Genomic DNA, 26,882 nt, shown 5'->3' with positions numbered 1-26,882 from the left:
TCAGTTGCGCTGGTCAATCCACGCGCCACCTGCTTTGATCCAGCCGGTCAATATCGCCGTCGGAGCCAGGTTCTTGCTTCGGGTGCCATTGGGCAGTTCACCCAGTAGCGAAGCGGCGACCGGTACAGACCAGCTGCTGACCTGCCCGGTTACTTGCGCATCGCCCCCTGCAATCGCGTGGCAGGGTCCGTCAATGTGTAGATCGCCCTTGATCGTTCCGCGCAGTCGAAGCGCCCCACCGGCCAGACGTATCTCGCCAACGGCCACGGCTCCGACCGCTATTTCAAGCACGCTGCCAGGAGGGATGACGAGTGCGCCTGCGGCACGCGCTCGGGTACCGTCATGCAACGTTACCCGCCGGATCCGATCCTGGCCGGCATGAAGGCGTAACGCCCCCACATCGCAGCCATAGAGATCGAGCGCGGCAGTGGTCTGGCCCGGCTTCGGCTCGATCAACCCGATTGTGCAATGTTGTGCAACGGTGTGGAATTGCTCCGGCATGAAGTCTGCCTGTAGCGTATCGATGCGGGTGCCAATGAGAAGCCAGTTGCTGGCAGCCTCCAGCCGTCCGATACTGCCGCCGGTCACGACGATCTGGCCATTCTGGTTCAGCGACGAACGCATGACCAAGGCACCCGGATTGTCGAAGCGATAGGTACCGCCAGTTGCATCGACGCTAACTGCTGGCCCTTCACTGCGCAGGTTTCTACAGCTGCCTTGGTCGCCAATGAAATGGGCGGTTGCTTCGGCAGGATTGACCGCATGGAGTCGGACCGAGCCGTATTCGCAGGCCCCCCCGAGTTCCCATGTGAAACGCCCCTTCACCGCAGTCGCGCGTTCCGAATGGATTTTTAAGAAGACGCATGAGAGGGTGAGTGACGACACCCGCATCGCCCGGCCAACGGACAGTTCAACATGGACACGGACCCAGACACTTTCGTTGCAGGTCTGAGGAAGCGCCGCGACGACGTCGAAAGCGGGTTGATCGGCTGTGCCGCATACCTCGACACTCGTGTTGACGAATGTCGTGTCCCAGCACGCCGCATAGCGTACGCCGAACCCTGCAAGGTTGTAGACCCGTACATGGCGAATATGGCTGAGCGAGAGCTCGACGCTTGAATCAGCCGCACCGAACTGGATGCCGTCGATCCTGGCGCGGCGGTCGCCGCCTTCACGTGCAGGGCCGTCGGTCGGACCGTAGATGCCGACGGCGAAGTCGATCACCGCTCCTGTTACCGTCAACACCGTATAGCCCTCGCCGATCGGATAAAAACCGGGCGCACCCGTGGCGGACGCGAGGGAGTCGAAGACGATGCCGACGCTATGAGACTTCAGGGGACCGGAGATGCGCACCCGCATCGTCCCGAAATCTGCAATACCCGAACCGACCTTAGCACAATGGTCAAGGAAGCGCTGCACCGCGGCCGTCTCGTCACGGTCGTTCACCCCGACAATGCCGAAATCAGCAGCATGGAGCACGCCCGCAATGCCGCCCGGTGCTACGCGTGGTATGGCCGCACCCGCACCCGCCGACGTCAGCGCCGTCATGGTTGCAACCGTACCCAGTAACGAACGGCGACTGACCGGATCGATATTCTGCGTCATGGTAAGGATTGGGCGCAGGTCATTCGAATGCGGGTAAAGCGCGGAACTAGGGAAGGCAAGACTGGGGAGAACCAGTGTGCAGGCGATTGCCACCCCAGGTCGTACGCCGTATAGCCCCGCATCTCCCGGCAGGATGAGAGGCGATGGATATTCTGCGTGGAGCTGCATTCTTCGATCGCGACGGCGTCATCAATGAAGATCATGGCTATGTGCACCGGGCATCGGACTTCGTGCTGATGCCGGGAGCGGTCGACGCGATCCGCGCCTGCAATCGTGCCGGTCTCTTCGTGTTCGTCGTGACCAATCAGAGCGGTGCCGCGCGGGGCTATTATGATATCGAGGCTGTCGAGGAGCTCCACCGCCACATGGTGCAGATCCTGGCGGCGCAAGATGCCCGCATCGACGACATTCGTTACTGCCCCCATTTGCCAGAAGGCAATGTCGCGGCATTCGCGATTGAGTGCGGATGTCGCAAGCCGGCGCCCGGCATGATCCTCGATCTCCTGAATGCATGGCCGGTCGATCCAGCACGCTCTTTTCTGATTGGCGACAAGCTATCGGATGTGGCCGCGGCGCGGGCGGCGGGGATTACCGGCCATATGCTGCACGACGATGATCTTTATGGATTGGTCGGGCGGACACTCGCCGCTCACGGGGCCGACCAACCCGCCTGATCCCTTCCTTTTTTCCAGCACCCAAGAAGGCGTTCTTTCCCTCGTGAACCAGGTCAGCAGAATATCCGATTGGCTGCGACACGCTGCCTTGCCGCTCTGGGCGGAGGCGGGGATCGATCGGGCAGCAGGTGGATTCGTCGAACGGCTGAACTGGGCGGGCACGCCGGTCCTAAACATTCCGAAGCGCGTTCGCGTGCAGGCGCGCCAGATCTATGTCTATGCCTGTGCGCATCGTTTGGGGCTTTACCCCGATGCGCTGGCCGCGGCGGATCAGGGGTTTGATTTCCTGATCGCCCATGCCTGCCCTGATGGCCTGGAGGCGGGTTTCGTCCACGCGCTGACGCGAGAGGGCGGCGTGCATAGCGCCCAGCGCGATACCTATGACCACGCCTTTCTGCTCTTCGCCTTCAGTGCCCTGTACCGCGCAACGGGACAGGATCGGGTTCGCGCAGCGATCGATGCGACGGCGCATGCCCTTGCGACGCGGCTGCGGCATCCGTGCGGTGATGGCTATGCCGATGACGATATGCTGGGTTGGGGGCGTTCGCAGAACCCCCATATGCACCTTCTCGAGGCCTTTCTGGAAGCCTATGAAGCGACCGGATCCACGACCTTCCTGCACAACGCCGAGGAGATCTTCATCCTGTTCCGCGATCGGATGTTTGATCCCGCGCACGCGGTGCTGCGCGAACATTATGAGGCGGATTGGTCTCCTGCCACGGGCATCCGGGGCATGATCGTCGAGCCAGGCCATCACGAGGAATGGGCATGGTTGCTTCATCGTTACGCGCGGCTTTCCGGATCGCCTGTCGCGGTCGAGGCGGGGGCGCTCCACGGATTTGCAAGCACCCATGGTCGCCTGGGCGGCTCCATCCTGTTGTGCGACGAACTCAACCCCGCGGGAATGGTCCGCAAGTCGAGCCGGCGCAGCTGGCCGCAAACCGAGGCGTTGAAGGCCGAACTGGTGTTCGCAGAGGCGGCGGGAATGGAGAGCCCGATGGCCGATGCGATCGTTGATGGCCTGTTCGACCATTATCTCGTGCATCCGGTACCCGGGGCATGGATCGACTGGATCGATGCCGCCGGAGTGCCCATCGTCGATTACGTACCGGCTAGCACTTTCTACCATATATTCTTGGCGTTCTGTGAATATCTGCGCGTCGCAGCGCTCCACAAATGACTACAATCCATCGAATCTCGCCGCCGGATCGTGGTCCTTTCGCAGCGCCCCGTCCGGGGATGCGGGGCCCCTATCTTGTCCGTCACCCGCTCAAGGCCGCAGCGATCGCCGCGCGGGATGGTATGCTCCGTCTCCTGTCACCCGGTTCGACGCCGGTTCCGGACGATCCCCGCCATATTCTGCTGGCAAACTGGGGGCATCTTGGCGATGTCGTGACGACGTTTGGCCTCGCTGCGACACTGCGCGAACGCTTTCCGGACGCAAGGCTTGATATGGTGGTGGGAAGTTGGGGCGCTTTGCCGGCACGCGCCAGCGGCCTGTTCGATACGCTGCACCTGATCGATCACCATGCGGTCAATCGCAGCAGCGCCAGCCCTCGGGCCAAGCGGACTCGGTATCATGCAAGCTTGGCCACCGCCCTACCTGCGATCCGATCCGCCGCCTATGACGTCGCGATCGACTGCTATCCGTTTTACCCTCCCGCTCATCCGCTTTTCCAAAAGGCGGGTATTCCAGTTCGTGCGGGCTTCGCCAGCGGTGGGTATGGTCCGCTTCTGACGCATCCGGTGCGTTGGACCGACGCCTCGCAACCGGTCGCCAGCCACTATCGCGGCCTGCTCGCCGCGCTATGGCCGGAGGACAACTGGGACATGGACGATCTGCGCCCCCGGACGCCGTCGGAGCGGTTCGCGTGCCCCGATGATCTGGCGGCCCCCTATATGGTACTTCATCCCGGCGCCGGCGCGGCTTTCAAGGATTGGGGAATAGACCGCTGGATGGCGCTTGTGGCCTTGCTGAGCGCGCACCCACAGACATCGAGCTATCGTCTCGTCGTGACGGGCGCCGGTGCGGGCGAGGTGGCAGTCGCGCGCCGGTTGGCGGATGCAATGCCCGGCATCATCGATCTTGCCGGACGGGCAGACTGGCCGAGGTTCGAAGCGGTTCTGGCACATGCCGACCTCGTCGTGTGTCCCGACACCGTAACCGCCCATCTCGCTGCCCGTTTCGATACCCCGGTGCTAGCGATCTTCACCGGGACAAATGATCCGCACCAATGGGGCCCTTACAGTCGCGTCGGTCATGTAATGGTGCAGGACGTCGCATGCGCGCCCTGCAATCGATCCGGCTGCGCGGCGATGGCCTGCATCGGCGGCACCACGCCGGAACAGGTATTCGCCCAGATGATTACGATCCTGGGTGCATCGGATCAGCGATAGGGATCGGGCGCCGTCAGATAGTTGACGACATAGTCGTGCACTCCGTCCTCCAGCGCGGTGAACGGCGCGGCATAGCCCGCAGCGCGTAGCCGCGTCATCGCCGCCTCTGTATGATATTGATATCGAGGCCGGATCTGCTCGGGCATATCGATGAACTCGATTCGCTCTTTCTGGTTAAGCGCAGCGAACAGGGCCCGACCGAGGTCCAGCCACGAGCGGGCATGGCCGGTTCCCAAATTGAACAGGCCAGACACGTCGGGGCGGCTTAGCAGCCACAGGATGACATCGACGCAGTCGCGAACATAGACGAAGTCGCGCGTCTGTCCCCCATCGGCATAGTCGGGGCGATAGCTGTGAAACAGGCGGAGTGGCTCGCCTTGCACCACACGGGCACAATTTTGTGCGACCACGCTTTTCATGCTGCCCTTGTGGTATTCGTTGGGGCCGTAGACGTTAAAGAACTTCAGCCCCACCCATTGCGGAGGCGTCCTGCCCCCCGCTGCAAGGATTGCGGCGATGCGGCGATCGATGAAGTGCTTGCTCCAGCCATAGGCATTAAGCGGTCGCAGTCGAGCTAATGCCGGCTCCGACGCATCGTCGTCGAACCCCTGCGTGCCCTCACCATAAGTGGCAGCGGAAGACGCGTAGATCAATGGTACGCCTGTGGTTGTGCACCAGTCCCACAGGTCGATCGTCAGGCGAATGTTGTTGCGTACGATCGCGTCGACATCGGTTTCAGTCGTCGCGCTGATCGCGCCCATATGGATGACTGCTTCCACCCGGTCGCCCGCTTGCTTTAACCAAGCTGGCAGGGTTTCGGGGACGATGATGTCGGAAACCCCGTGCGCGGCGATGTTGCGCCAGCGATCGTCCTGATGCAGCCAGTCGCAGATCACGACGTCGCGGCCGGCATCAGACAGCGCCGCGACGATGTTGGAACCGATGAACCCGCTTCCTCCGGTGACAAGGATCATGATCAGGCTACCTTTGTCAGCAGGCGGGAGATGATGTTGGTGGTACTGTGCCCCTCAATGATGTCGGCTAGGAACACCTCACCGCCATAATCGGTCACGATATCCGCTCCGACAACCTGGTCGATGCGATAATCCTTGCCCTTGATGAGCACATCGGGACGCAGGGTTTCGATCAGGTTCAGCGGCGTATCCTCTTCGAATAAAATGACCAGATCGACCGATTCGAGTGCCGCCAGCACGATTGATCGGGCCATTTCGCTTTGGATCGGTCGATCCGGGCCCTTGAGACGCTGGATCGAGCGGTCTGCGTTTAATCCGACGATCAGTCGCCCGCATTGCGCGCGCGCCTGCGCCAGTTGCGACACATGGCCGGGATGGATCAGGTCGAAACAGCCGTTGGTGAAGCCAATACGTTCGCCGTCCTGGCGCCAGCGCTTTACCAGTTCGACGGCTTCAAACAGTGGCATGATCTTGCGATCCGCCGATCGCTCACCGCGATAGCGGATTTCGTGTTGCAGGTCGTCGACGGTCACGACGGCCGTGCCCGGCTTGCCCACGGCAATGCCGGCCGTTAGATTGCTAAGCTCGGTTGCTTGCGGCAGATCGACGCCAGCGGCGATCGCCAGCGTCACGCTGGCGATCACAGTGTCTCCTGCGCCGGACACGTCGAATACCTCGCGAGCAAGCGCCTGCAGATGGTGCGGCTCATGCCCGCGTTCGATCAACGTCATACCCTTGGCGCTACGCGTGATAAGAACCGCTTGCGTATCGGGAACGGTGTCGAGGATGCGGGTCCCGGCGGCTGCGACCTCGTCGTCGTCACCGCAGGCCATCCCGGCTGCGGCGATGGCCTCGCTGACATTGGGCGTGAGCAGGGTGACACCGTTGTAGCGCGTCAGGTCGGAGCTTTTGGGATCGATAACGATCGGGATGCCCCGCGCGCGAATGCGTTCTATCGCGGTCTGCAGAAAGGCCGGGGTCAGGACACCCTTGGCATAATCCGAGAAGATAACAGCATCGGCCTTGGCAAGCTGTCGGTCCAGTGCCGCGAGCAGTGGCTCCTCATCACAGGCCGTGACATGCTCGAAATCCGCCCGCAGCATCTGTTGACCCGCAGCGACGTACCGTGTCTTTTGGGTAGTCGGTCGAGTAGGATCGACGATCAGATCGACTTCGATCCCTGGCTCGGCTGCGATCCGCTCGTGTAATTTTCCGCCGGCGGCGTCGGCGCCGATCACCCCGATAAGGATCGCCTTTCCTCCAAGGCCGGCTATGTTCCGCGCCACGTTGCCGGCTCCCCCCAGCATGACCTTTTCGTCGCGGACGCATATCACCGGAATGGGCGCTTCGGGGGAGATGCGACTGCAGTCTCCATACACGAATGTATCCAGCATCACGTCGCCGATAACGAGCACGCAGCCATTCAGGCGTCGCGCCAAATCTTGGATGAGCAATTCGAATATCCTGCTTTTGGCGGACCACCCGCTTGGGCTCGGGAAACTGATCAAGCCCTATGCGGTGATTATCACAGCAGCAAGCCGGGCGTGATGAGGCAGCGCAAGTGGTCGGCGATTCCGCGCGACCAGCTGATGCCGAACTCCCGCATGGAAATTGTACTGTAGCCCATTTTCACCGGCCTACGTCGATGATGCGCCGTTACGCCTTGGGTCAAACCCCTGAAGAAAGACTGGTGTCCGATAACATTCCTTATCGGACACTCGACAGCCATTCGTAAATTCGCCAGAATCGCTCACCGTGGCACCGCCCCAACACACCTCCGACGATCACATAACGGGCGATGTGCCGCCGTCGCGATCGTTGGTCGTCGTCGCGCCGGTGCCGGCGCTTCGATCGCAGCCGTCGCTGCCGGGGCTGGTGCAGGCGGAGACCGAGCGGGCGGATGCCTATGCGCGGGCGGCGCGGGCGGAGAATACGCATCGCGGCTACCGGGCGGACTGGACGATCTTCACCGCCTGGTGCGCGGGGCGGGGCGAAAGCGCGTTGCCGGCGGGGGCGGATGTCGTGCGGCGCTTCATCGGGGCGGAGGCGGATCGCGGCCGCTCGCCGGCGACGATCGAGCGCCGGCTGGCCGCGATCGGCCATTATCATCGACTGGGCGGGTTCGTGGCGCCGACCGACAGCCCCGATGCCGGTCCCCTGCGCGAGACGATGGCGGGCATCCGCCGCGCGCGGGGCGGGGCGGTGGTGCGCAAGCAGGCGGCCGATGCCGCGATCCTCGAACGGTTGCTGGCGACGATCACGGGGGACGGCGTGCGGGCACGGCGCGACCGTGCGGTGCTGGTGATCGGCATGGCGGCCGCGCTTCGGCGCAGCGAGCTGGTCGCGCTGACCATGGCCGATGTCGCATTGGTGCCGGAGGGGCTGCGCCTCACCATCCGCGGCTCGAAGACCGATCAGGCCGGGCGCGGGGTGGTGATCGCCATCCCGGAGGGGATGCGGCTGGCGCCCAAGGCGCGGCTGATGGCGTGGCTGGCCGCTGCGGGGCATGACGAGGGGCCGCTGTTCCGCCGGCTGACGCGCGGCGACGAGCCGATGGCGGTGGCGATGTCGGACCGGGCGGTCGCGCGGCTGGTGCAGGGGGCGGCGGTCCGTGCCGGGCTGGACCCGCGCCGCTTCGCCGGCCATTCGCTGCGCGCCGGCTTCCTGACCGAAAGCGCGGCGCGGGGGGCGACGATCTTCAAGATGCAGGAGGTCAGCCGCCACAAGACGGTGCAGATCCTGGCGGATTACGTCCGCAATGCCGAACTGTTCAAGGATCACGCCGGCGCGGGCTTCCTGTAGGCCGACGGGCGCAGCGGACCCTTGTGGCGGTGGCGATCGTCGCTGCGCCACCATCCTTTCCGGCATGGCGGCGCGGCGCGATGGGGGCAGCGCGATGGAAAGGATCTTAACGCATTGAATATAGGGTAAAGCGATGGACAAGGATCGCTCGATCGATGCCCTGCGGCTGCATCAGGATGCAGCGTTGCGGCTGCTGAGACAGGGGCAGGAGGCGCTGCCCGAGAACCCGGCCGGCCTGCGGCGGGAGCTGATGCAGGTGCTCGGTGCGTATCAAGTCTTCAAGCACGACGTCATCTTCGATCCCGCGATCGCGTCGGGCGATGCGGAGCGCGGGGCGCTGGCGCGGGACATGAAGGTGCATTGCATCGCGGCGGGCGAGGTGTTCCGCGTGCATGTGATGCAATGGACGCCAGCGCGGATTGTCGAAGACCGGGCAGGCTATCAGGCTGCGGCCCGGCTGACGCTGAACCAGTTGCACCGTCATATCACGGCGGAGCGGGTGGGGATCGCCGATCTGCTGGGCCGCTACCACCACTGAGGATCGGGATCGATCCGGCCGATCCGCAACCGTCCCCCAAAACCGGCAACACCGCGATAATTGCTCAATGTAAGCATGGTCTTACCCCGTTTGCCGGAACGTATCGGCGCATGCCGCGCTTCATCGCGACTGACCTGTCGCGGAGCCTGACATGACCGATACCGATCGCCGTACCTTCGTGACCGGCGCCGCCCTGGCGGCCGGGGCCGTCGCCGCCCCCGCCGCGGCGGTGCAGGGGGGTGCGAAAGCGGCAACCACGCCGGCCGCGGCCGCCTATCCCAAACCGCCCTTTCCGGTACAGCGCCAGCCTTGGCCCGGCCTCGCCTCGAAGATGACGCCGCGGCCCGATCATGGCGAGACCAGCTACAAGGGATCGGGCAAGCTGGCGCGCAAGAAGGCGCTCATCACCGGCGGTGACAGCGGCATCGGCCGCGCTGCGGCGATCGCCTATGCCCGCGAGGGCGCGGACGTCGCGATCAACTATCTGCCCGCCGAGGAGCCCGACGCGCGCGAGGTGATCGCGCTGATCCGGGCAGAGGGGCGGCGGGCGGTCGCGATCCCCGGCGACCTGCGCGACGAGGGCTTCTGTCGGAAACTGGTGGAGCAGGCCGCGACGCAGCTCGGCGGGCTCGACATCCTCGTCAACAACGCCGCGCGCCAGCAGACCCGGCCCGGCATCGCCGACATCTCCGCGCAGGATTTCGACGATACGATGAAGACCAACGTCTATGCCCCGTTCTGGCTGACGAAGGCGGCGGTGGCGCGGATGGGGGCGGGGGCGGTGATCGTGAATACCTCGTCCGAGCAGGCGGGCGATCCTTCGCCCGATATCGTCGACTATGCGCTGACGCGCGCGGCGGTGCTGAACTTCACCAAGAGCATGGCCAAGCAACTGGCGCCGCGCGGCATCCGCGTGAACGCAGTGGCGCCGGGGCCGTTCTGGACGCCGCTGCAGGTCAGCGGCGGGGCGACCCCCGACAAGCAGCGCAGCTTCGGCCAGAGTTCGCCGATGGGCCGGCCGGGACAGCCGGCGGAGATCGCCGCGCTATATGTCGCCGCGGCCGACCCGTCGCTCAGCTACTCGACCGGGCAGATCTTCGGGTCGACCGGGGGCAACGGCCAGCCTGCCTGAACTCCGGCCCGCCTGCGGGGCAAAACAGCGGATTCACGTCGTTTTCCGCTTTCGTTCCGGGCCGGGATGAATCAGAGTCGGTCGCACGATGCCGATCCGTGCCGATCATCTCTGGCTCTACCCGATCGACTGGACGCAATTGTCGCAGTCGATCCGGTTCGGGCGCGCCGGCGGGCGCTGCGAGCATTGCCGCCGGCCGCATGGCGAACGGGTGTTCCATCTGGGTGACGGCCTGTGGTGGGATCGCCACGACCGGCGCTGGCGCGACGGGCAGGGGCGGCGGGTGCGGATGCCGCGCCGCGACCTGTTGCGCGAGGGACGCTGGACGCAGGTGGTGCTGGCCTGCGCGCACCTGAACCACGATCCGACCGACAGCGTCGCGCACAATCTGGCCGCGCTCTGCCAGCGCTGCCACATGATCCACGACGGCCCCGAACACCGCCGGCGCCGCTGGCTGAACCGCCACTATCGCTGCGCGCTCGGCGATCTGTTCCATGGCCCGTACCCGCAACTCGGCGCGCCGACGATCGTGCCGGTCGGCGGGTGGGGGATGGCGGCGTGATCCGGTTCCACCTTGGCCGCGGTATATAGCGCCACGCCGAAGACACAGGTTAAAAACCGTGCCTTTTCAAGCGGAACGCCGAGTGCCCGATGCCGGTTGTCCCTGTAGCCACCACTGGCTGCAGGAATTCCGGATGCTGAAGCGGACCCCCGATACGACCCTGCCCGGTGAGGCAGCCGCCACCGATCCCGTCGCGATCGTCGCGGCGCGGATCGCGTTGCGCGACGAGGCGCGGACGCTGGCGGTGGTGCGGGACGGGCAGCGGGGGGAGGCGATTGCGAAACTGGTCGCGGCGTTCGTGCCCGATGCGGTCGTCGTCCACCTGATCTCCAGCGACGCGCTGCCGGGCGAGGCCGCGCCCCCCTCCGCGGGCAATGTCGGGCAGCGGGTCGCGGCGCTCCGGCGGTTGCGCGTGGCCGCCACGGAGGCGCCCGGGGCGCGCATCGTCGCGATCGTGTCGGCCGCGGCCAGCGCGGTGCGCTATCCCGAGCCCGCCGCGTTCGACGAGCATCCCCCCGCCTTCTCGGTCGGCGACGCGATCGACCCGGCGGGCTTTCCCGCACAGGCGGAGGCGCTTGGCTATACCGAGGACGACCGCGTCGACGAACCCGGCGAGATCGCGATCCGCGGCACGGTGATCGACATCTTCCCCGCCGACCGCGCCACCCCGGTGCGGATCGAATTCGCCGACGGGGTGGTGACGGCCCTGCGCGCCTATGACCCCGTCACGCAGCTCGGCACCGAGGCGGTCGACACGGTGGTGATCGGTCAGGCGAGCGAGCCGGAGACCGGTAGCGACGGCCAGGGGGGCGTGACGATCGTCGATCACCTGCCCGGTGCCGCGATCGTGATCGAACCCGGCGCACAGGCACGGCGCGACGCGTTTCTGGCGCTGGCGCGCGACGGTGCGCCGCGTCGCCGCGCGCCGTTCGGGCTGGTCGATGCGAAGACATGGGCGACGGCGATCGGCGACACGCCCGCGACGCTGGCGGACGACGGCCCGGCGGACGCGGCCCCGCCGCGCTTCGTCGAGCGTGCCGATCCGATCCGCGCGTTCCGGCGCTTCGCCAAGCCCGTGCTGGCGGACGGGCGGCTGGTGCTGGCGGGAAGCCCCCGCGACCTGCGGTTCCTGCGCGCGCGGATCGGCGCGGCTGCGGCCCCGGCGGAATCGCTGGCGGCGGCGATGGCGGCCCCGGTCGGCAGCGTCGCGCTGCTGGAGGCACCGGTCGAGCGCGGCTTCGTCCATGCCGGCTGCACCGTGATCGCCGCGGCGGACCTGCTCGGCAGCCGCGCGCAGGGCGAGGAGGCGGCTGTCGCGGTCGCGGGCTTCGCGGGCGGGGCTGAACTGCACATCGGCGACGTCGTGGTGCACGAGGATCACGGGCTTGGCTGCGTCGCCGGGCTGGAGGCGCCGCAGGGCGAGGCGGCCGGCGATCATATCGTGCTCGAATACGCCAGGGGCGCGCGCCGGCTGGTGCCGGTGGAGGAGGCGAACCGTATCTGGCGCTACGGCGCGGACCGGGATGCGGTGACGCTCGATACGCTGGACGGCGCGAGCTGGCACAAGCGCCGCGCCGCGATCGATGCCGCCATCGCCGAAAGCGCGCGGGCGCTGGCGGCGCTGGCGGCGGAGCGGGACGCGCGCACCGTCGACCCGATCGTCCCCGACAATGCCGCCTATGAACGCTTCGCCGCGGGCTTCCCCTTCACCGAGACCGCGGATCAGGCGCGCGCGATCGCCGCGGTGCGCGCCGATCTGGCGAGCGGGCGGGCGATGGACCGGCTGGTCGTCGGGGATGTCGGCTATGGCAAGACCGAGGTGGCGTTGCGCGCGGTCGCGCTGGTGGCGCTGGCCGGGCGGCAGGCGGCGATCGTCGCGCCGACGACGGTGCTGGTGCGCCAGCATCTCGACAGCGTGCGCCGGCGTTTCGCGGGCACGGGGATCGAGGTCGCAGGGCTCTCGCGCCTGTCGACCCCGGCGGAGCGCAAGCGGGTGCTGGCGGGGCTGGCGGACGGCAGCATCCAGGTCGTGATCGGCACCGCGGCGGTCGCGGGCAAGGCGGTGCGCTATGCCGATCTCGCGCTGGTCGCGATCGACGAGGAACAGCGGTTCGGTGCCGCGGCCAAGGCGGGCCTGCGCGCGCTGGGCGCGGGCCATGTCCTGACGCTGAGCGCGACGCCGATCCCGCGCACGCTGCAATCGGCGCTGGTCGGGCTGCAACAGATCTCGATCATCGCCACCCCGCCGGCGCGGCGCCGGCCGATCCGCACCACCGTCGCCCCGTTCTCCGGGGACGACGTGCGCAAGGCGCTGCTGCGCGAGCGCGCGGCGGGCGGGCAGAGCTTCGTCGTGGTGCCCCGGATCGAGGATATCGCGCCGATGGCCGCGACGCTGCAACGTCTCGTCCCCGCGCTGGGGGTGGTGACCGCGCATGGCCGGATGGACGCCAGCGACCTGGACGAGGCGATGGCGGGGTTCGCGGCCGGCGACGGCGACGTGCTGCTGGCGACCAACATCATCGAGGCGGGGCTGGACGTGCCGCGCGCCAACACGATGATCGTCCACCATGCCGACCGCTTCGGCCTGTCGCAGCTGCACCAGTTGCGCGGGCGGGTGGGGCGTGGCGGCCGGCGCGGGCAGATATTGCTGACCACCGACGGCGAGGCGACGATCGCGGAGGCGACGCTGAAGCGGCTGCGCACGCTTCAGGCGCTCGACCAGCTGGGCGCGGGCTTCGCGATCAGCGCGCGCGATCTCGACATGCGCGGCGCGGGCGATCTGATCGGCGAGGAACAGGCCGGTCACATGAAGCTGATCGGGGTCGACCTGTACCAGCATCTGCTCGGCCATGCGCTCCGCGTGGCGCGGGGCGAGGCGGCGGACCGGTGGCAGCCGTCACTATCGCTCGGGGCGACCGGCCGCCTGCCCGACGACTGGATACCCGAGGCGGATTTGCGCCTGTCGCTCTACGGCCAGCTCGCGCATCTGGACGAGGTGGCGGCGATCGACGCGTTCCAGGCGGAACTGGAGGACCGGTTCGGCCCGGTGCCGGAACCCGCCGCCCGCCTGCTCGACACCGCGCGCATCGCCGCGCTGGCGGCGGATGCGGGCGTCCGCCAGATCGACGCCGGCCCCGCCGCGATCGCCCTGACGCTGGCGGACCCGAAGGCGACGCTGCCCACCCCGTTCGAACCGGTGAAGCACCGCTGGCTGCTGCGCGAACGTATCGACGACCTCGCCGCCCGGATCGAGCGGCTGCGCGACGTGCTGGACGGGCTGGTGGCGTAGGAAAAGGGCGTTTGAACGGGTTTCCGGATGTCTGCCATCGGTTTTCGCTCGTATCGGCAGGCGGCAAACAGCAGGACCAGCAGAAGTGAGATTGTCCACTTCGACGGCAACCGATACGATAAGGATGATGCTTCGACCGTCGAAGGGTTCGGTATTACGCAAGACCACCGATCGATGATCGAAAACCTGCACGAGCGAGGGGAAATTCATGCTGGACCGCGACCTTGTAAAGCGAGCGCGAGCCAACGGGCAGTCCGGCATACTGGTGTATATGGGATCGTTCGCCTATGTGCTGTTCTTGGGACAGGTATCCATGCGGGCGATTGTGCGTACCGGGGAAGAGCTGTTTACCAGAACGATCGAGCGGCAGGCGAATGCGTTCGACGTCGTCGTAAACGGAAATTATTTCGGGGTGACCAACGCGGAAAGTTCGATGCCCTTTGGGGTAACGATCCCGTTGCCGCTTCCGAAACCCTGATTGAGGGAAGGGTCGTGCAGGCAGGGCGAGCCACGATCGGCGACAGCCGCCCCCAAGGCTTCCATATCGCCGAGATAGCGGAACCCGGTGTCAATGGCCGTCCAGGCCGATTGCGCTATGTCACCGGTTTGGGAAATCCGCCACAGGGTGGCAACACCGTGACCGCGCTGGGCAATCTCGGGCCGCTGATTTCGAATGGCCTGCCTTACGGGCAAGGGAACCGCTATCGTCCGCCCACGACCGGCCCGACGACAGGGGAGCCGGGGGCTGCGGCACGGCCGAGTTTGATCCAGCGCAATAACAGTACGTTGAACAGCGTCGAGCAATTACCGTCCGCGACAGGCAAGACGATCATAGCCTATCACGCGCGGGAACAGGCGCTATTGGTCGGGGTGCAGGAGCATGGCAGGGCGCCGGGCAGTAGCTATGCCTCCCTTCGCGACGCATTGATCGTCGCCGGCTTTTCCGATGCGGTGTTTCTCGACGGCAGTGACAGTTCCCTTCTCTACTATCGTGGCAGGCAGATCGTCGCCCCGGCGGAAAACAAAAACGAGTTGATGACCGTGGCCCTTGGCTTCAGGCAGAGGGGAGCGTGAAGATGACAGGTAGGGCGTGGCCCCTGTCGGGGCTTGCGATCCTCGTGGCGGGGATGCTGCTGACGGGGATGATCGTCGCGATCAGTTTCGATCCGCTGTTCATCACCGGCGGCACGGCACCGGCTGCCATCTCCGGCCCGGATATCGGCAAGTCCATGGTGCTTGGCGGTGCGGTGATCCTGCTGGGCGCAGCGGCATGGGTGCAGCGCCGCGCCGTGCGGGTGGCCCTGTTGCTGTTCTGGCTCGTCCTGCTTGCGTCGGCGACGCATCGGCTGGTCGAATTCGCCGATGGCCGGGTCGAGGATATCTGGCTGACGCTGCCGGTTCAGCGGCTGGCGGCGGGTTCCTCCGCCGGTGAGGGGGAACCTCGTTGCGATATCGGGACATGGCTGGTCCGTTGCCGCGATGGGGCGGGACACGGGTTGTCGAGCCCGACGCCGATCCCCTTCGTTCCCCTCTATCCGGGGCGCTGGACGACCGCCTGACCGGCGACGGGAATCCGGAGTCAGGCGTCCACGTTTCGCCCGGTCGCGGCCTTGCGCACCATCATCATCGCCCCGACGATGCATCCGGCGAACAGCGCGCCCTCCATCATGCCGGTGGCGAAACGGGTGACGGGGCCGAAGCCGGTCTCCCCGAACAAATGGCCCATCCGGTCGAGCTGCAGGCGCGAGGCGGGAAAGCTGCGCGCCAGCGCGTCGAGGCTGCCGCCCATCATCCGCCCGCCGAGCAGCAGGATCAGCAGTGCCCCGGCCCCGCCGCTGGCGGCCGCGCACGCGATGCCGCGGCGGGGCGAGGGGGTGCGCCCCGCCAGCCACGCGCCCAGCCCGACCGCGCCCCCCAGCACCAGCCCCTCGGGCGCGCCGGTGATGTCGTCCGGCGCATGGCCGAGCAGCAGGTTGAACGCGTCCAGCCCGAGCAGTTTGACGATCCCCCCCACCGCGAAGCCGCCCAGCGCGCCCCCCGCGATGCGCCACGCGCGCGCGCCGGCGACCCGCGAGGCGGCGATCCCGGCGCTGACCCCGGCCCCGCCGACCACCGCGGCCACCACCGTCAGCCACAACAGGACGAGCAGGACGGAGGCGCCGCCTGCCCCGGCTCCCTGCCCAGTTCCCTGCGTCGCCATGATCGAGCCGTAGAACAGTCCCCCGACGATACCCGCCACCCCGGCCCCCAGCGTGCCCGCGCCGCCCAGCATCAGGGCATCGTGCAGGTTGTCGGTCGGGGCATGGGCCGGCGGTGCGGGCGGACTGGCGGGTTCGTCATCGGCCGGCAGGGTCGCGGCGCGGGTGACGGTGGCGACGAAGCGATAGCCATGTTTCGGGACGGTGACGATGAACCGGGGCCGCGCGGCATCGTCGCCGAGCTGGCGGCGCAACGTCCTGATGCACTGGGTCAGCGCCTCGTCGGTGACGGGGACGCCCTGCCACACCTCGCCCAGGAAACGGTCCTTGGTCACCAGCGTGCCGGCCTCCGTCACCAGCAGGATCAGCGCGTCGAGGTAACGGGGGCTGAGGTCCACCGCGATCCCGTCGCGCCGCAACAGGCGGTTGTCCGCATCCAGGGTGAAGCGGTCGAACAGATAGCCGTCGCCTGTCATGTCCTGGCTGTCACTTGCTGGCTGTCACTTTTCAGCAAATCCTCATCGATCGCTCATGCCGCTCACCCCGCGACCGGGCAGGGAACGGCCTTCGCACCATGGAGGCAAGCCGATGACGAAGGAAGTGACGGAAGGCAAAGGAGGTCGCAACCCGTGGCGGATCGCGGGCTGGGGACTGGCGGCGACATTGTGGCTGATCCCGCTGGCGACGATGCGGATCACCGATGCGGTGAACTGGACGGCCTTCGATTTCGTGTTCGCCGCGGTGATGATCGGGGGTGTCGGGATCGCGTTCGAACTGGCGGTTCGGACGACGCGCAACCTGGCCTATCGCGCCGGCAGCGGGCTGGCGCTGGTGACCGCCTTCCTGCTGATATGGATCAACGCCGCGGTGGGCATCATCGGCGACGAGGGCAACCCGCTCAACCTGCTGTACGGCGCGGTGCTGGCAACCGCGCTGGCCGGCGCAATCGGCGCACGTTTCCAGGCCCGGGGCATGGCCCGCGCGATGACCGCGGCTGCAATCGTGCAGGCGCTGGTCGGGGGCGTCGCGGTCGTCGCCGGCGGCAGCGCGCCGCCCGGCCCGACCGGCCAGATCGTGCTCAACGGCCTGTTCGTGCTGCTGTTCGCCGGCGCCGCGCTGCTGTTCGCCCGCGCGGCCGGAACCGCTGATGGATGACACGAAGCCATATGCCTGTCGGATCGTCGACATGTATGCCGTACGATGGCCTTTCGTCACCACGCCCTGATCCCGTAGAGCCTGTCCCACCGGACACAGGCGCATGCAGGAAGGTGCCGATGATCCGGACCAACGGGAAAGCACGGACGGTGCACGAAGGAGCGTGATCCATCCCCGCAGCGCCGCGATGCCCCCGTCATCCGGACGGGCAGCATGATGTTCGCGCTGCCCCTGTTCGGGATCGGTTTCCTGTCGTTGAGTGCGCTCGCGCCGCTATCGCGCCTCGGCGCCGCGCGGCGGGAGCGGTGGACGGGGGCCGCGTTCGGGCTGTTCCTGGCATCGGTCGTCATCGGGATATTGCTGATGATCGCCGGGCCGTTCGTGATCGGTGCCGTCATGACGCGCCATCACCACGCCTGCCAGACCAGGGCGGGGTTCCGGACGGTGTATGTGACATGGGCGCATGACGGGCGGCCGTGTCCGGCATGACGGGCGATCCTGCGGGGGGAAGGGGTAACGGATCGACAGCCGGCCGTGATCTGCGCCATGCTGCCCCCGCGTGTCGCGACAGGGGATCGCGCGACAGGGGATCGAACGCTGATGATATTGTGGTCGGCGTTGTTGGCGGCGCTCGTCGGGTGGGTGCTGGCCGGGTATAGCGAGCATGGACTGATCCTGGGCGGGATCGTCGGTGCGCTGGTCGGCTGGGCCGGCCGCAGGATGATCCGGATGGAGGTCGCGACGGCGACCGCGCCGTTGCAGGCGCAGATCGACCTGCTGGCCACCCGCCTGCACGAACGGGAGGAAAGCGTGCCGGCCCCCGCATCCATGTCGGCCCCTGCACCCATGCCGACGGAGCCCGTCGTCGCGCCGGCCGATCCCTTCCCGGACGAGGAGGAGCCGGTGGGGATGGTCGGGTTCGATCCCGCGGTGTGGCGCGCACCCCCCGGCACCCCCGCACCTGCACCCGCCACGCCAGCACCGGTGGAGCCGACCCCCGTCGCGCCGGCCGAACCGGGCCTGGTCGAGGCGGCGATCGCGCGGGCGCGGGACTGGCTGCTGGGCGGCAACACCATCGTCCGGCTCGGGCTGGTCGTCCTGTTCGTGGGCCTGTCGTTCCTGGCCAGCTATGCCGCCGCGGCGGGGCTCTTCCCGATCGAGTTCCGGCTGGCGGTGGTCGCCGCGATCGGCGTCGCGCTGCTCGTCACCGGGTTCCGCACGCGGACCGGCCGGCCGGGATTCGGGCTGGCGCTGCAGGGCGGCGGGGTCGCGATCCTCTACCTCACCTTGTTCGCCGCGGCGAAGCTGTACGACACGGTACCGGTCGGCGCGGCGTTCGCGCTGATGATCGTGGTGTGCGCGGCCGGCTGCGCGCTGGCGCTGCTGCAACGGTCGCAGGCACTGGCGCTGACCGCCTTCGCGGGCGGGTTCGCGGTGCCGCTGCTGCTGTCGGACGGCACCGGCGACGTCGTCGGCCTGTTCGCCTATTACACGCTGCTGAACCTCGCGATCCTGTTCATCGCGGGCCGGCGGTCGTGGCGGCTGCTCAACCTGCTGGGCTTCCTCGCGACGTTCGGCGTCATGACCCTGTGGGAGGCGGCGTCCTATCAACCGGCCGATTTCGCGGCGGGGCAGGTGTTCCTGATCGTCTCTGTCCTGATCTACGTCGCGACGGGGATGATGCAGGCGCGCGCGACGCCGGGCCGGTTCGGCAACGTGGTCGACACGACCCTGTCGTTCGGGCCGGCGCTGGCGGGGTTCGGGTTGCAGGTCGGGCTGGTCCATAACCGTCCGTTCGGCAGCGCCTTCGCCGCGCTGGGGTTCGCCGCGCTGTATCTGGGGATCGCCGCCTTCACGATGCGCCACCGGCGCGACGACCTGCGGGTGATGAACGAGACGATGCTGGCGATCGGCATCGGCTTCGTCACGCTGGCGGTGCCGCTGGCGCTGGGCGCGCGCTGGACCTCGGCGGTCTGGGCGCTGGAGGGGGCCGGCGCGGTCTGGGTCGGGATGCGGCAGGCGCGCTGGATGCCGCGGCTGTTCGGCCTGCTGCTCCAGTCGGTCGCGGCGCTGCTGTGCCTGATTGCCCTGAACGTCGCGCCGCTGGTCGGTGCCGGGTTCGTCGGCCCGGTGCTGATCGCGCTGGCGCTGGGCATCACCGCCTGGTGGCTGCGCATGCCGTTGCCGCACAGCGGATCGCGGTTCGCGCGCGGCTATGCCCGGATCGAGGCGGTGCTGGGCGATCCCGCCTTTCTGGTGGCGTTCGGTTTCTGGTGGCTCGCCTGGGCGGTCGAGGCCGGGCGGCACCTGCCCCCGGTGGAGCGCGGCGGGATGCCGCTGCCGGTCTTCGCGGGGTCGACCCGCGCGCTGCTGATGATGCTCGCCTATGTCGGCAGCGCGTGGGGGGCACAGGCGATCGGCCGTCGCCTGCGCTGGCCGGTCGCGGGCTGGCCCGCCCGGGCGGCGCTGATCGCGCTGGCCGCGGGGTTCGTGGCGGAGAAGGCGGCCGGCTCGCATGTCCTGTCCGCCCCCGACTGGGCGATCTGGGCGGTGTCGATCGCGCTTCATCTGCACATGCTCCACCGGATCGATCGCGACGGCGACGCGGCCGCGCGGCAGCCGATAGTGCGCGCCGCCCATGCCGGCGGGGTGTGGCTGGGCGGGGCGCTGGCGATCGACAGCGTGCTGTTCGTCCTCGAACGGACCGGCCTGTCGACACGGGGCGCATGGGAAGAGGCGGCGCTGCTGACCACAGTCGCCGCGATCCTCGCCGGGCTGACGCGGTGGACGCGTGGCGCCTTGCAGGGGCGCGGCATCCCCCGCTGGCCGCTGGCCCGGCACGAAACCGATTATGGCTGGTACGCGGCGTTGCCGGTCGCGGCGCTGCTGGTGCCGGCGACGTTGCTGGTCGCGCTGTTCTCGTCCGGATCGGCGGACCCCTTGCCCTATGTCCCGCCGCTCAACCCCGCCGACCTGTCGGTCGCGCTGGCGCTGGCGACGCTGGAATGGTGGCGGCGGGCGATCGGGGCGGCGAACCTGCCGAACCCCGGTGCCGCTGCCCTTGGCGGCCGGGCGGCGCGTGGCATGATCGCGTGGCTGGCGTTCGTGGCGGTCAATACGGTGTGGCTGCGCATCGCCCACCATCTGCTGGGGGTGGCGTGGGATCCCGGCGCGCTGCTGTCCAGCTTCGTGGTGCAGACCGGCCTTGCGATCCTGTGGACGCTGGTCGCGCTGGCGCTGATGGTGGTGGCGCATCGCCGGATGCGGCGGACCTTGTGGCTGATCGGCGCGGCGTTGCTGGGGCTGACGGTCGTCAAGTTGCTGCTGATCGACATGAACGGCAGCGGCGGGGGCGCGCGGATCGTGGCCTTCATCGTCGTCGGGTTGCTGATGCTGGTCGTCGGCTATCTCGCGCCGCTGCCGCCCAAAGGACAGGCCGTCACGGGGGAGGGACGATGAGGCGGCTGATGCTGGCGGCCGTCCTGCTCGTCGCGGCCGCCCCGGCGGGCACGGATGGCGATCCGGGCGCCTATGCCGTCCGCATCGCCGTGACGGCGGGCGGCGACGCGCCGGTGCAGCGGCTGGCGTTGCCCCCCGCCGCGCTGGCCGTGGTGCGGACGCCGGGTCTTGCCGATATCCGCCTGTTCGACGCGCGCGGCCGCGCGATGCCGATCGCGCGCCTCTCCGCCACCCCGGCGGAGCGGCGCGACACGCTGGCGGCGATGCCGATCCTGGGGGCGGCCGACGCGTTCAGGGTCAGCGGTATGTCGCTGCGGATCGACCGGGCCGGGGATGCGCGGATCGCGCGCGTCGACGGCACGATCGCCCCCGGCACCGACGGATCGGTGCTGCTCGGCACCCTGCTCGACGCGCGCGCCGTGACGGGCGAGGCGCGCGCGCTGACGCTCGATGCCGATATGCCCGCGGGCCAGCCGGTGACCTTCACCGTCGAGGCGAGCCGCGACCTGTCGGACTGGCGGTCGCTGGGGCGGAAGACCGTCTACCGCGCCGCCACCGATACCGCGCGCAATGCGACGATCGCGCTGGAAGATGCCGGCCTGTCCGGGGATTATCTGCGTGTGACGTGGCGGCTGGCGTCGCGGCCGCTGTCGCCGATCGCGGTGCGCGGGGCGACGTTGCGCAGCCGCCCGGCCGCGTCCGTCGCGCTGGCATGGGTGACGGCGCGACTGCCGTCCGGCGGGGATGCGCGCACCATCGACGTCGCGACCCCGTTCGCCCTGCCGATCGCGGCGCTGCGGCTCGTGCCGGCGGGGGACGACATGCTCGTCCCCGTCCGCATCCTCGGCCGCGACGATGCGGAACAGCCATGGACCCTGCTTGGCGAAGGCATCGCGGCGCGGACGGGAGAGGACATCGCGCTGACCGGTGGCCCGTACCGGCTGCTGCGGATCGCGGCCGATCCCGGCTCGTCGGGCTTTTCCGCGTCGCCGGGGGTGCGGGTCGGTTTCGCACCGCACGACCTGATGTTCCTGACGGCCGGGCGCGCGCCGTTCACGCTGGCGGTCGGCCGGGCGGGCGCGCGCGATGCCTATCTGCCCGTGGCCGCGCTGATGACGCAGGCGGCCGGCCGGCCCGTCGGCATCGCGCAGGCCGACGCCCCGCCCGCCCGGGTGACGCTGGCCGATGCCGGCGACACCGGCCGCGATATGCGCCGGACGGTGCTGTGGCTGATCCTGCTGGGGGCGACCGCGCTGCTCGCCGGGCTGGCGTGGCTGCTGTGGCGACGACGGCTGCCGGACGGTGAGGCGGCGCCGGTCGACCGGCCATAGGGGACGGATGATGTTTGGATGGTGGCGACGGCGTCGCAAGGCCCCGGCAAGACCCGGACCGTTCATGCATCTGACGCCCGGCCAGCGCTGCCGCGTCGTGTGCGCCTTCGTCGACCATGACGGCATCGTGCATCCCGTCGGCGAGACATGGCGGTTCCTTCGATCGGATTTCCTGCCCTATGAGGATGGGCTGTCGCTGTTCGTCGCGATGCCCGGCGGGGCGGAACGGCAGATACGCCTGCAATGGCGGCCCGAGGCGGAGGGACCGGTCATCGACGCGCTCGACCGGCATGTGCTGCCGGTATCGGCCGGGCCGGGCGACCACGCGTTGTTCCTGACCCGCGACAGCGTCGGGCTGGCGGACGATGTCCGGTCACCCCATCATTTCCTGCTGGAGATCGCCGGCGATGCCGATGCGGTCATGGTGGCGGAGGCGATCCTCGCCGCGGGCTATCCGGCGCGGTCGGGTCGTTGCCCCACATGGTCGTTCGACTGGGCCGGGGCGGGTGTCCTGCTGGGCTATCGCGACGACAGGCCGTTCGTGGAGGCGCAGGGATCGCCACCCCCCGCCGGGCGGGCATCGGATGTCGATCGTCTGCACCTGACCTGGCTGGGCGGGATCGCCTGACGCACGGGAGCCAAAACCCGGTGTGAACGTTTCGGCTAGATAACGGAAAAACAGGGGAAACGGTGGCGGCACCGTGGCCGGCCGTCTTCCGTATTCCTTCCTGCCGGAGCGTGCCCGCCGATGACTTCCGTATTCGCCCCCGTATCCGTCGTGACGCTGGCCGGGGGCCGGCCCGATCATTTGCGCAACGTCGTGGCGGGGCTGGGGCGGCAGACGCGATTGCCCGTCGAACTGATCGTCGCGGTGATGCAGGACGAGACCTACGACCTGCCCGACGCGCCGTTTCCGGTGCGGCAGATGATGATCGCGACCGATGCCGGCCTGCCGTTGGCGACCGCGCGCAACGCCGCGGCGAAGGCGGCGACGGGGGAGATGCTCGTCTTCCTCGACATGGACTGCATCCCGACGCCGACGCTGGTCGCCGATTACGCGACCGCGCTCGGCGAACTGGACGGGCTGCTGATGGGCGAGGTGATGTACCTGCCGGGCGGAGCGACGGCCGGCGACTGGAACTATGAGGATTTCGCGGCGGTCGCGGTGCGCCATTCCGACCGGCAGGGCCCGCCCGCGCAAGGGATCGAGCGGTGCGGCGACTATCGCTGCTTCTGGTCGCTCAACTTCGCGATGCGCCGCGCGACCTTTCTCGCCACCGGCGGGTTCGACGAACGCTATGTCGGCTATGGCGGCGAGGACACCGATTTCGGCAAGACGATCGCGGAGGCGGGCATCCCGATCGCGTGGATCAGGGGCGGGCTCGCCTATCACCAGTATCACCCGCACCACATGCCCCCCGTCCATCACCTCGACAGCGTGGTGCGCAATGCCGAGTTGTTCGAGAGCAAATGGGGCTATCGTACCATGGATCACTGGCTCCATGCGTTCGCCCTGATGGGGTTGATCGATGCCGCGCCGGGCCGGCCGATCCGCATCCTGCGCCGCCCCGACGACGCCGATCGCGCGCTAACCGGGCAGCAGCGGCATCAGCCCTATGCCAACACCGCCAGCATCATCCGCATCCTGGAAGCCCGCGCGGCGTGAAGGCCCCGCTCCGGATCGCGCTGCTCGCGCATGTCCGCCAGCGGATCGCCGCGCCGTTCATGGGCGGCATGGAATCGCACAGCTGGTATCTGGCGGAAGGGCTGCAGGCGCGCGGGCACGAGGTGGTGCTGTTCGCCGCGGGCGACAGCGACCCGCGCTTCGCGATCGATCCCGTCGTGCCCGAGCATTACGAACGCACCTTCCCCTGGGCGGAGCACCGCGGCTCCGCGCCGCTGATCGCGCATCTCGACGCCGGTTACGCCGCGGCGTGCGACCGGATCGCGGCCGGCGGCTTCGATGTGGTCCACAACAACAGCCTGCACCGCTTCGCGATCGAGCCGCGCCGGACCGCGCTGGTGCCGACCGTCACCTCGCTGCACGTGCCGCCCTATGACGCGCTGCACTGGTTCGTGCGGGCGAGCGCGACGCCGGGGCATCGGCTGACCGTCACCTCCGCGCGGCAGATGGCGGCATGGTGGCCGGAAGGCGCGCCGGCACGGGCATCGGTGCTGCACAACGGCATCGATCCCGCCGCATGGCCCTTCACGCCGGCAGGCGACGGCAGCGCAGTATGGTGCGGGCGGATCACCCCCAACAAGGGCACGCATCTGGCGATCGACGCAGGCCGGGCGGCGGGCGTGCCGCTCACCCTGTTCGGACAGATCGAGGACCCGGATTACTGGGCGGCCGAGGTCGCGCCGCGACTGGGCGGGGCGATCCGCTATGGCGGGCATCTGGATGGCGCGGCACTGGCGGCCGAGCTGGGCCGCGCCTCGGTCTTTCTGTTCACGCCGTGCTGGGACGAGCCGTTCGGACTGGTCGCGATCGAGGCGATGGCCTGCGGCCTGCCGGTGGCCGCGTTCGACCGGGGCGCCGCGCGCGAGGTGATCGGGGAGGCCGGATGCTTTGCCGCGCCCGACGACGCGGCCGGGCTGGCGATCGCGATCGGCGCGGCGCTGGCGATCCCGCGCACCGTGGCGCGTGGGCGAGTGGAGCGCCTGTTCACCCGCGACCGCTGGCTGGACGGGTGCGAGGCGCTCTACGCCGCGGCCCGCACCGACGCGGCGATGGCGGCCGCGGCATGACGACGATGGCGGACGCGATCGCGACGCAGCGGGCGGCGCTGCTCGCCCTGTGTCGCCGGCATGTCGGGCCGGGACAGGCCTATGCGCTGCTCGACTTCCCCGATCACGCCAATGTCGGCGACAGCGCGATCTGGCTGGGCGAACTGGCGCTGTTGCGCGAGGTGACCGGCCGCGATCCCGATCACGTCGCCACCTGGGACGGGTTCGACGCGGCGACGCTCCGGCGCGATTGCCCGGGCGGCGTGGTCTTCCTGCATGGCGGCGGCAATCTCGGCGACATCTGGCCGCATCACCAGCTGTTCCGGGAACGTGTTTTGCGTGACGTTCGTGAATTTCGCGTGGTGCAGCTGCCGCAGTCGATCCACTTCCGCGACCCCGCGCGGATCGTGCCGTTCGTGGACGCGGTGGCGGGGCATCCCGACTTTCACCTCTATGTCCGCGATCGGCGAAGCCTCGACTGGGCGACGGCGCACCTCGCCTGTCCGGTCGATCTCGCGCCCGACTCCGCCTTTGCGCTGGGGCCGCAGGCACGACGCGGGACGGCTGATTGCGGCCTGCTGATGCTGCTGCGCACCGATGACGAGCGGGTGGCGGGGATCGCGGCGGACCGGCCCGGCGCGGTGGTGGTCGACTGGCTGGCGGACGATATCGTCCCCGTCGCCCCGCCGGGCGAGACGCAGGCTGCGGCCTGTGAGCGGATGGCGACCGCGCGGGTCGAGCGTGGCCTGCGCCTGTTGTCGCGGGGACGCGAGATCGTGACCGACCGGTTGCACGGGCATATCCTGGCGATGCTGCTGGGCATCCCGCACACCGCACTCGACAATGATTACGGCAAGCTGTCCGCCTATATCGGCTGCTGGACGGCGGGGTGCGCCGGGGTCAGCACCGCGTGATCGACATCAGCCTGATCCTGTGCACGCGCGACCGCTGCGCCAGGCTGGATGCGACCCTGGCCTCGATCACCCGCGCGGTGGCGGCCGCGCCGGGGCTGGTGGTCGAGGTGGTGATCGTCGACAACGGCTCGACCGATGCGACCCCGGCCCGGCTGGCGGCATGGCGCGCGGACCAGTCCTTCCCGGTCGTGCTGCTGAACGAGCCGCGCCCGGGCCTGTCGCGGGCGCGCAACCGGGGTCTGGCCACGGCGCGGGGGCGGATCGTCGCGATGACCGATGACGACTGTGTGCTCCATGCCGACCATCTGGCCGGGCTCGCCGCCTGTTTCGCCGAGGTGGCGGGGCCGGCGATCATCGGCGGGCGCATCCTGCCGGGCGATCCCGCCGACCTGCCGGTGACGGTGAAGCTGGAGGATCACCCGATGATCGCCGCGCCCCGGGCCTTCCCCGGCGGGTTCGTGATGGGCGCGAACCTGGCCTTCACCGCCGATGTCGTCACCCGGATCGGCCCGTTCGACGAGCGGTTCGGTGCCGGTGCCCCCTTCGTCGCGGCGGAGGATACCGACTTCCTGTTCCGCGCACTGGGGCAGGGCATTCCTGTCCGCTACGACCCGCGTTTCACGGTCGATCATCATCATGGACGCCGGGACGAAGCGACGGTCGCCCGGCTGCTAGCCGGCTATAGCTTCGGCGACGGTGCGCTTTATGCCAAGCACCGCCGTGACCCGCGGATACGCACGGCGATCGGGCAGGACCTGCGCGACCTGTGGCTGGATATCGCCGATCCGGTACCGCCGTGCGGGGGCATCCATCGCTTCTACCTGTTCCGCCTGCGCCACAAGCTGGCGGGGTTCCGGGCGTATTGGCGGACTGGACGGGGCCACGCACCGGCAGGGACCCGTTCTGACAGCCGTGAGGCGTTAAAAACGGCATCCTGTCAAAAAAACGCAAAAAATGTTGTTGACGCCCGCAGCGCGCTTCCCTAGTTAGAGCGAACCGCAGCGGCGGCCTTCGTGGCCTGTTTCGCAGTGGTCGCAAAAAACCAGATGCCTTGTGCGACCTGAGAGGGGAGCTGGAGGGCGTTTCGGTTTTTGTTCTTTGACATTGTTGATTTAGATGAAG

At 68.5% G+C, this 26,882-nt stretch carries 24 protein-coding genes; 20 read left to right on the top strand and 4 right to left on the bottom strand.

Translation table 11 applies throughout. From position 1 onward, the window contains the following. A complete protein-coding gene (locus ABD719_RS16930) occupies positions 1-1,548 on the bottom strand; it encodes a bactofilin family protein (protein ID WP_344694543.1) in 1,548 nt (515 codons plus the stop codon). A gap of 200 nt (positions 1,549-1,748) precedes the next feature. Here ABD719_RS16930 and ABD719_RS16925 point away from each other — a divergent pair, with 200 nt between their 5' ends. The 3 genes from ABD719_RS16925 to ABD719_RS16915 are packed head-to-tail and all read left to right on the top strand — an operon-like array spanning position 1,749 to position 4,676. After that, positions 1,749-2,279, top strand: coding sequence for a D-glycero-alpha-D-manno-heptose-1,7-bisphosphate 7-phosphatase (locus tag ABD719_RS16925; RefSeq protein WP_344694542.1), 531 nt, complete (start codon positions 1,749-1,751; stop codon positions 2,277-2,279). Positions 2,280-2,322: 43 nt separating this feature from the next. Further along, entirely contained in the window at positions 2,323-3,459 is a 1,137-nt protein-coding gene (locus ABD719_RS16920) for an AGE family epimerase/isomerase (RefSeq protein WP_344694541.1), read from the top strand. Then, positions 3,456-4,676, top strand: a complete 1,221-nt coding sequence (locus ABD719_RS16915) for a glycosyltransferase family 9 protein (RefSeq protein ID WP_344694540.1) — start codon at positions 3,456-3,458, stop codon at positions 4,674-4,676. Before ABD719_RS16920 ends, ABD719_RS16915 begins: the two co-directional genes overlap by 4 nt. On the opposite strand, the gene rfaD is transcribed toward ABD719_RS16915, so the two are convergent. Both rfaD and rfaE1 read right to left on the bottom strand, forming a co-directional pair. Then, positions 4,667-5,650: an ADP-glyceromanno-heptose 6-epimerase gene (gene rfaD / locus ABD719_RS16910; protein WP_344694539.1), complete on the bottom strand. Its 984-nt coding sequence runs from the start codon at positions 5,648-5,650 to the stop codon at positions 4,667-4,669. The two genes, ABD719_RS16915 and rfaD, sit on opposite strands and share 10 nt — an antisense overlap. Before the next feature lie 2 nt (positions 5,651-5,652). Next, positions 5,653-7,104, bottom strand: a complete 1,452-nt coding sequence (gene rfaE1 / locus ABD719_RS16905) for a D-glycero-beta-D-manno-heptose-7-phosphate kinase (RefSeq protein ID WP_344694538.1) — start codon at positions 7,102-7,104, stop codon at positions 5,653-5,655. A 301-nt stretch (positions 7,105-7,405) separates the two neighbouring features. Between rfaE1 and ABD719_RS16900 the strand changes: the two genes are divergently transcribed. From ABD719_RS16900 to ABD719_RS16865, 8 genes are all read left to right on the top strand, one after another. Continuing rightward, entirely contained in the window at positions 7,406-8,452 is a 1,047-nt protein-coding gene (locus tag ABD719_RS16900) for a site-specific integrase (protein WP_344694537.1), read from the top strand. Between the two features lie 133 nt (positions 8,453-8,585). Continuing rightward, positions 8,586-8,990 (top strand): hypothetical protein, encoded by a 405-nt coding sequence (locus tag ABD719_RS16895; protein WP_344694536.1) that lies wholly within the window; start codon positions 8,586-8,588, stop codon positions 8,988-8,990. A 151-nt stretch (positions 8,991-9,141) separates the two neighbouring features. Next, entirely contained in the window at positions 9,142-10,122 is a 981-nt protein-coding gene (locus ABD719_RS16890) for an SDR family oxidoreductase (protein ID WP_344694535.1), read from the top strand. Between the two features lie 88 nt (positions 10,123-10,210). Next, a complete protein-coding gene (locus tag ABD719_RS16885) occupies positions 10,211-10,684 on the top strand; it encodes a hypothetical protein (protein ID WP_344694534.1) in 474 nt (157 codons plus the stop codon). Between the two features lie 133 nt (positions 10,685-10,817). Further along, entirely contained in the window at positions 10,818-13,973 is a 3,156-nt protein-coding gene (locus ABD719_RS16880) for a helicase-related protein (RefSeq protein WP_344694533.1), read from the top strand. Positions 13,974-14,181: 208 nt separating this feature from the next. Continuing rightward, positions 14,182-14,451, top strand: a complete 270-nt coding sequence (locus ABD719_RS16875; RefSeq protein ID WP_344694532.1) for a hypothetical protein — start codon at positions 14,182-14,184, stop codon at positions 14,449-14,451. A gap of 14 nt (positions 14,452-14,465) precedes the next feature. Next, positions 14,466-15,047 (top strand): phosphodiester glycosidase family protein, encoded by a 582-nt coding sequence (locus ABD719_RS16870; protein ID WP_344694531.1) that lies wholly within the window; start codon positions 14,466-14,468, stop codon positions 15,045-15,047. 2 nt (positions 15,048-15,049) lie between these two features. Continuing rightward, positions 15,050-15,532, top strand: coding sequence for a hypothetical protein (locus ABD719_RS16865; protein WP_344694530.1), 483 nt, complete (start codon positions 15,050-15,052; stop codon positions 15,530-15,532). Between the two features lie 20 nt (positions 15,533-15,552). Here ABD719_RS16865 and ABD719_RS16860 read toward each other — a convergent pair whose 3' ends face one another. Continuing rightward, complete coding sequence (locus ABD719_RS16860; protein WP_344694529.1) at positions 15,553-16,647, bottom strand: winged helix-turn-helix domain-containing protein; 1,095 nt, start codon at positions 16,645-16,647, stop codon at positions 15,553-15,555. A gap of 112 nt (positions 16,648-16,759) precedes the next feature. Between ABD719_RS16860 and ABD719_RS16855 the strand changes: the two genes are divergently transcribed. From ABD719_RS16855 to ABD719_RS16815, 9 genes are all read left to right on the top strand, one after another. Further along, on the top strand, positions 16,760-17,326 hold the full coding sequence (locus tag ABD719_RS16855) for a hypothetical protein (RefSeq protein WP_344694528.1): 567 nt from the start codon (positions 16,760-16,762) through the stop codon (positions 17,324-17,326). Positions 17,327-17,539: 213 nt separating this feature from the next. Then, complete coding sequence (locus tag ABD719_RS16850) at positions 17,540-17,815, top strand: hypothetical protein (protein WP_344694527.1); 276 nt, start codon at positions 17,540-17,542, stop codon at positions 17,813-17,815. Between the two features lie 111 nt (positions 17,816-17,926). Then, positions 17,927-20,785 carry a DUF2339 domain-containing protein gene (locus ABD719_RS16845; RefSeq protein ID WP_344694526.1) on the top strand — a complete coding sequence of 953 codons (2,859 nt, stop codon included), beginning with the start codon at positions 17,927-17,929 and terminating at the stop codon, positions 20,783-20,785. After that, entirely contained in the window at positions 20,782-22,116 is a 1,335-nt protein-coding gene (locus ABD719_RS16840; protein WP_344694525.1) for a DUF3999 family protein, read from the top strand. Before ABD719_RS16845 ends, ABD719_RS16840 begins: the two co-directional genes overlap by 4 nt. Positions 22,117-22,180: 64 nt before the next feature. Beyond that, complete coding sequence (locus ABD719_RS16835; RefSeq protein ID WP_344694524.1) at positions 22,181-22,744, top strand: DUF3601 domain-containing protein; 564 nt, start codon at positions 22,181-22,183, stop codon at positions 22,742-22,744. A 120-nt stretch (positions 22,745-22,864) separates the two neighbouring features. Further along, positions 22,865-23,782: a galactosyltransferase-related protein gene (locus ABD719_RS16830; RefSeq protein ID WP_344694523.1), complete on the top strand. Its 918-nt coding sequence runs from the start codon at positions 22,865-22,867 to the stop codon at positions 23,780-23,782. Further along, positions 23,779-24,867: a glycosyltransferase gene (locus ABD719_RS16825; RefSeq protein WP_344694522.1), complete on the top strand. Its 1,089-nt coding sequence runs from the start codon at positions 23,779-23,781 to the stop codon at positions 24,865-24,867. The genes ABD719_RS16830 and ABD719_RS16825 overlap by 4 nt, the downstream gene beginning before the upstream one ends. Beyond that, positions 24,864-25,760 (top strand): polysaccharide pyruvyl transferase family protein, encoded by an 897-nt coding sequence (locus tag ABD719_RS16820; RefSeq protein WP_344694521.1) that lies wholly within the window; start codon positions 24,864-24,866, stop codon positions 25,758-25,760. Before ABD719_RS16825 ends, ABD719_RS16820 begins: the two co-directional genes overlap by 4 nt. Next, entirely contained in the window at positions 25,757-26,746 is a 990-nt protein-coding gene (locus ABD719_RS16815; protein WP_344694520.1) for a glycosyltransferase family 2 protein, read from the top strand. Before ABD719_RS16820 ends, ABD719_RS16815 begins: the two co-directional genes overlap by 4 nt. The last annotated feature ends 136 nt before the right edge of the window (positions 26,747-26,882 follow it).

The sequence above is a fragment of the Sphingomonas cynarae genome (genome assembly GCF_039537815.1).
Taxonomy (GTDB): domain Bacteria; phylum Pseudomonadota; class Alphaproteobacteria; order Sphingomonadales; family Sphingomonadaceae; genus Sphingomonas; species Sphingomonas cynarae.
The sequence above is the reverse complement of the archived record's forward strand: the minus strand, read 5'-3'. Positions and strand labels throughout refer to the sequence as shown.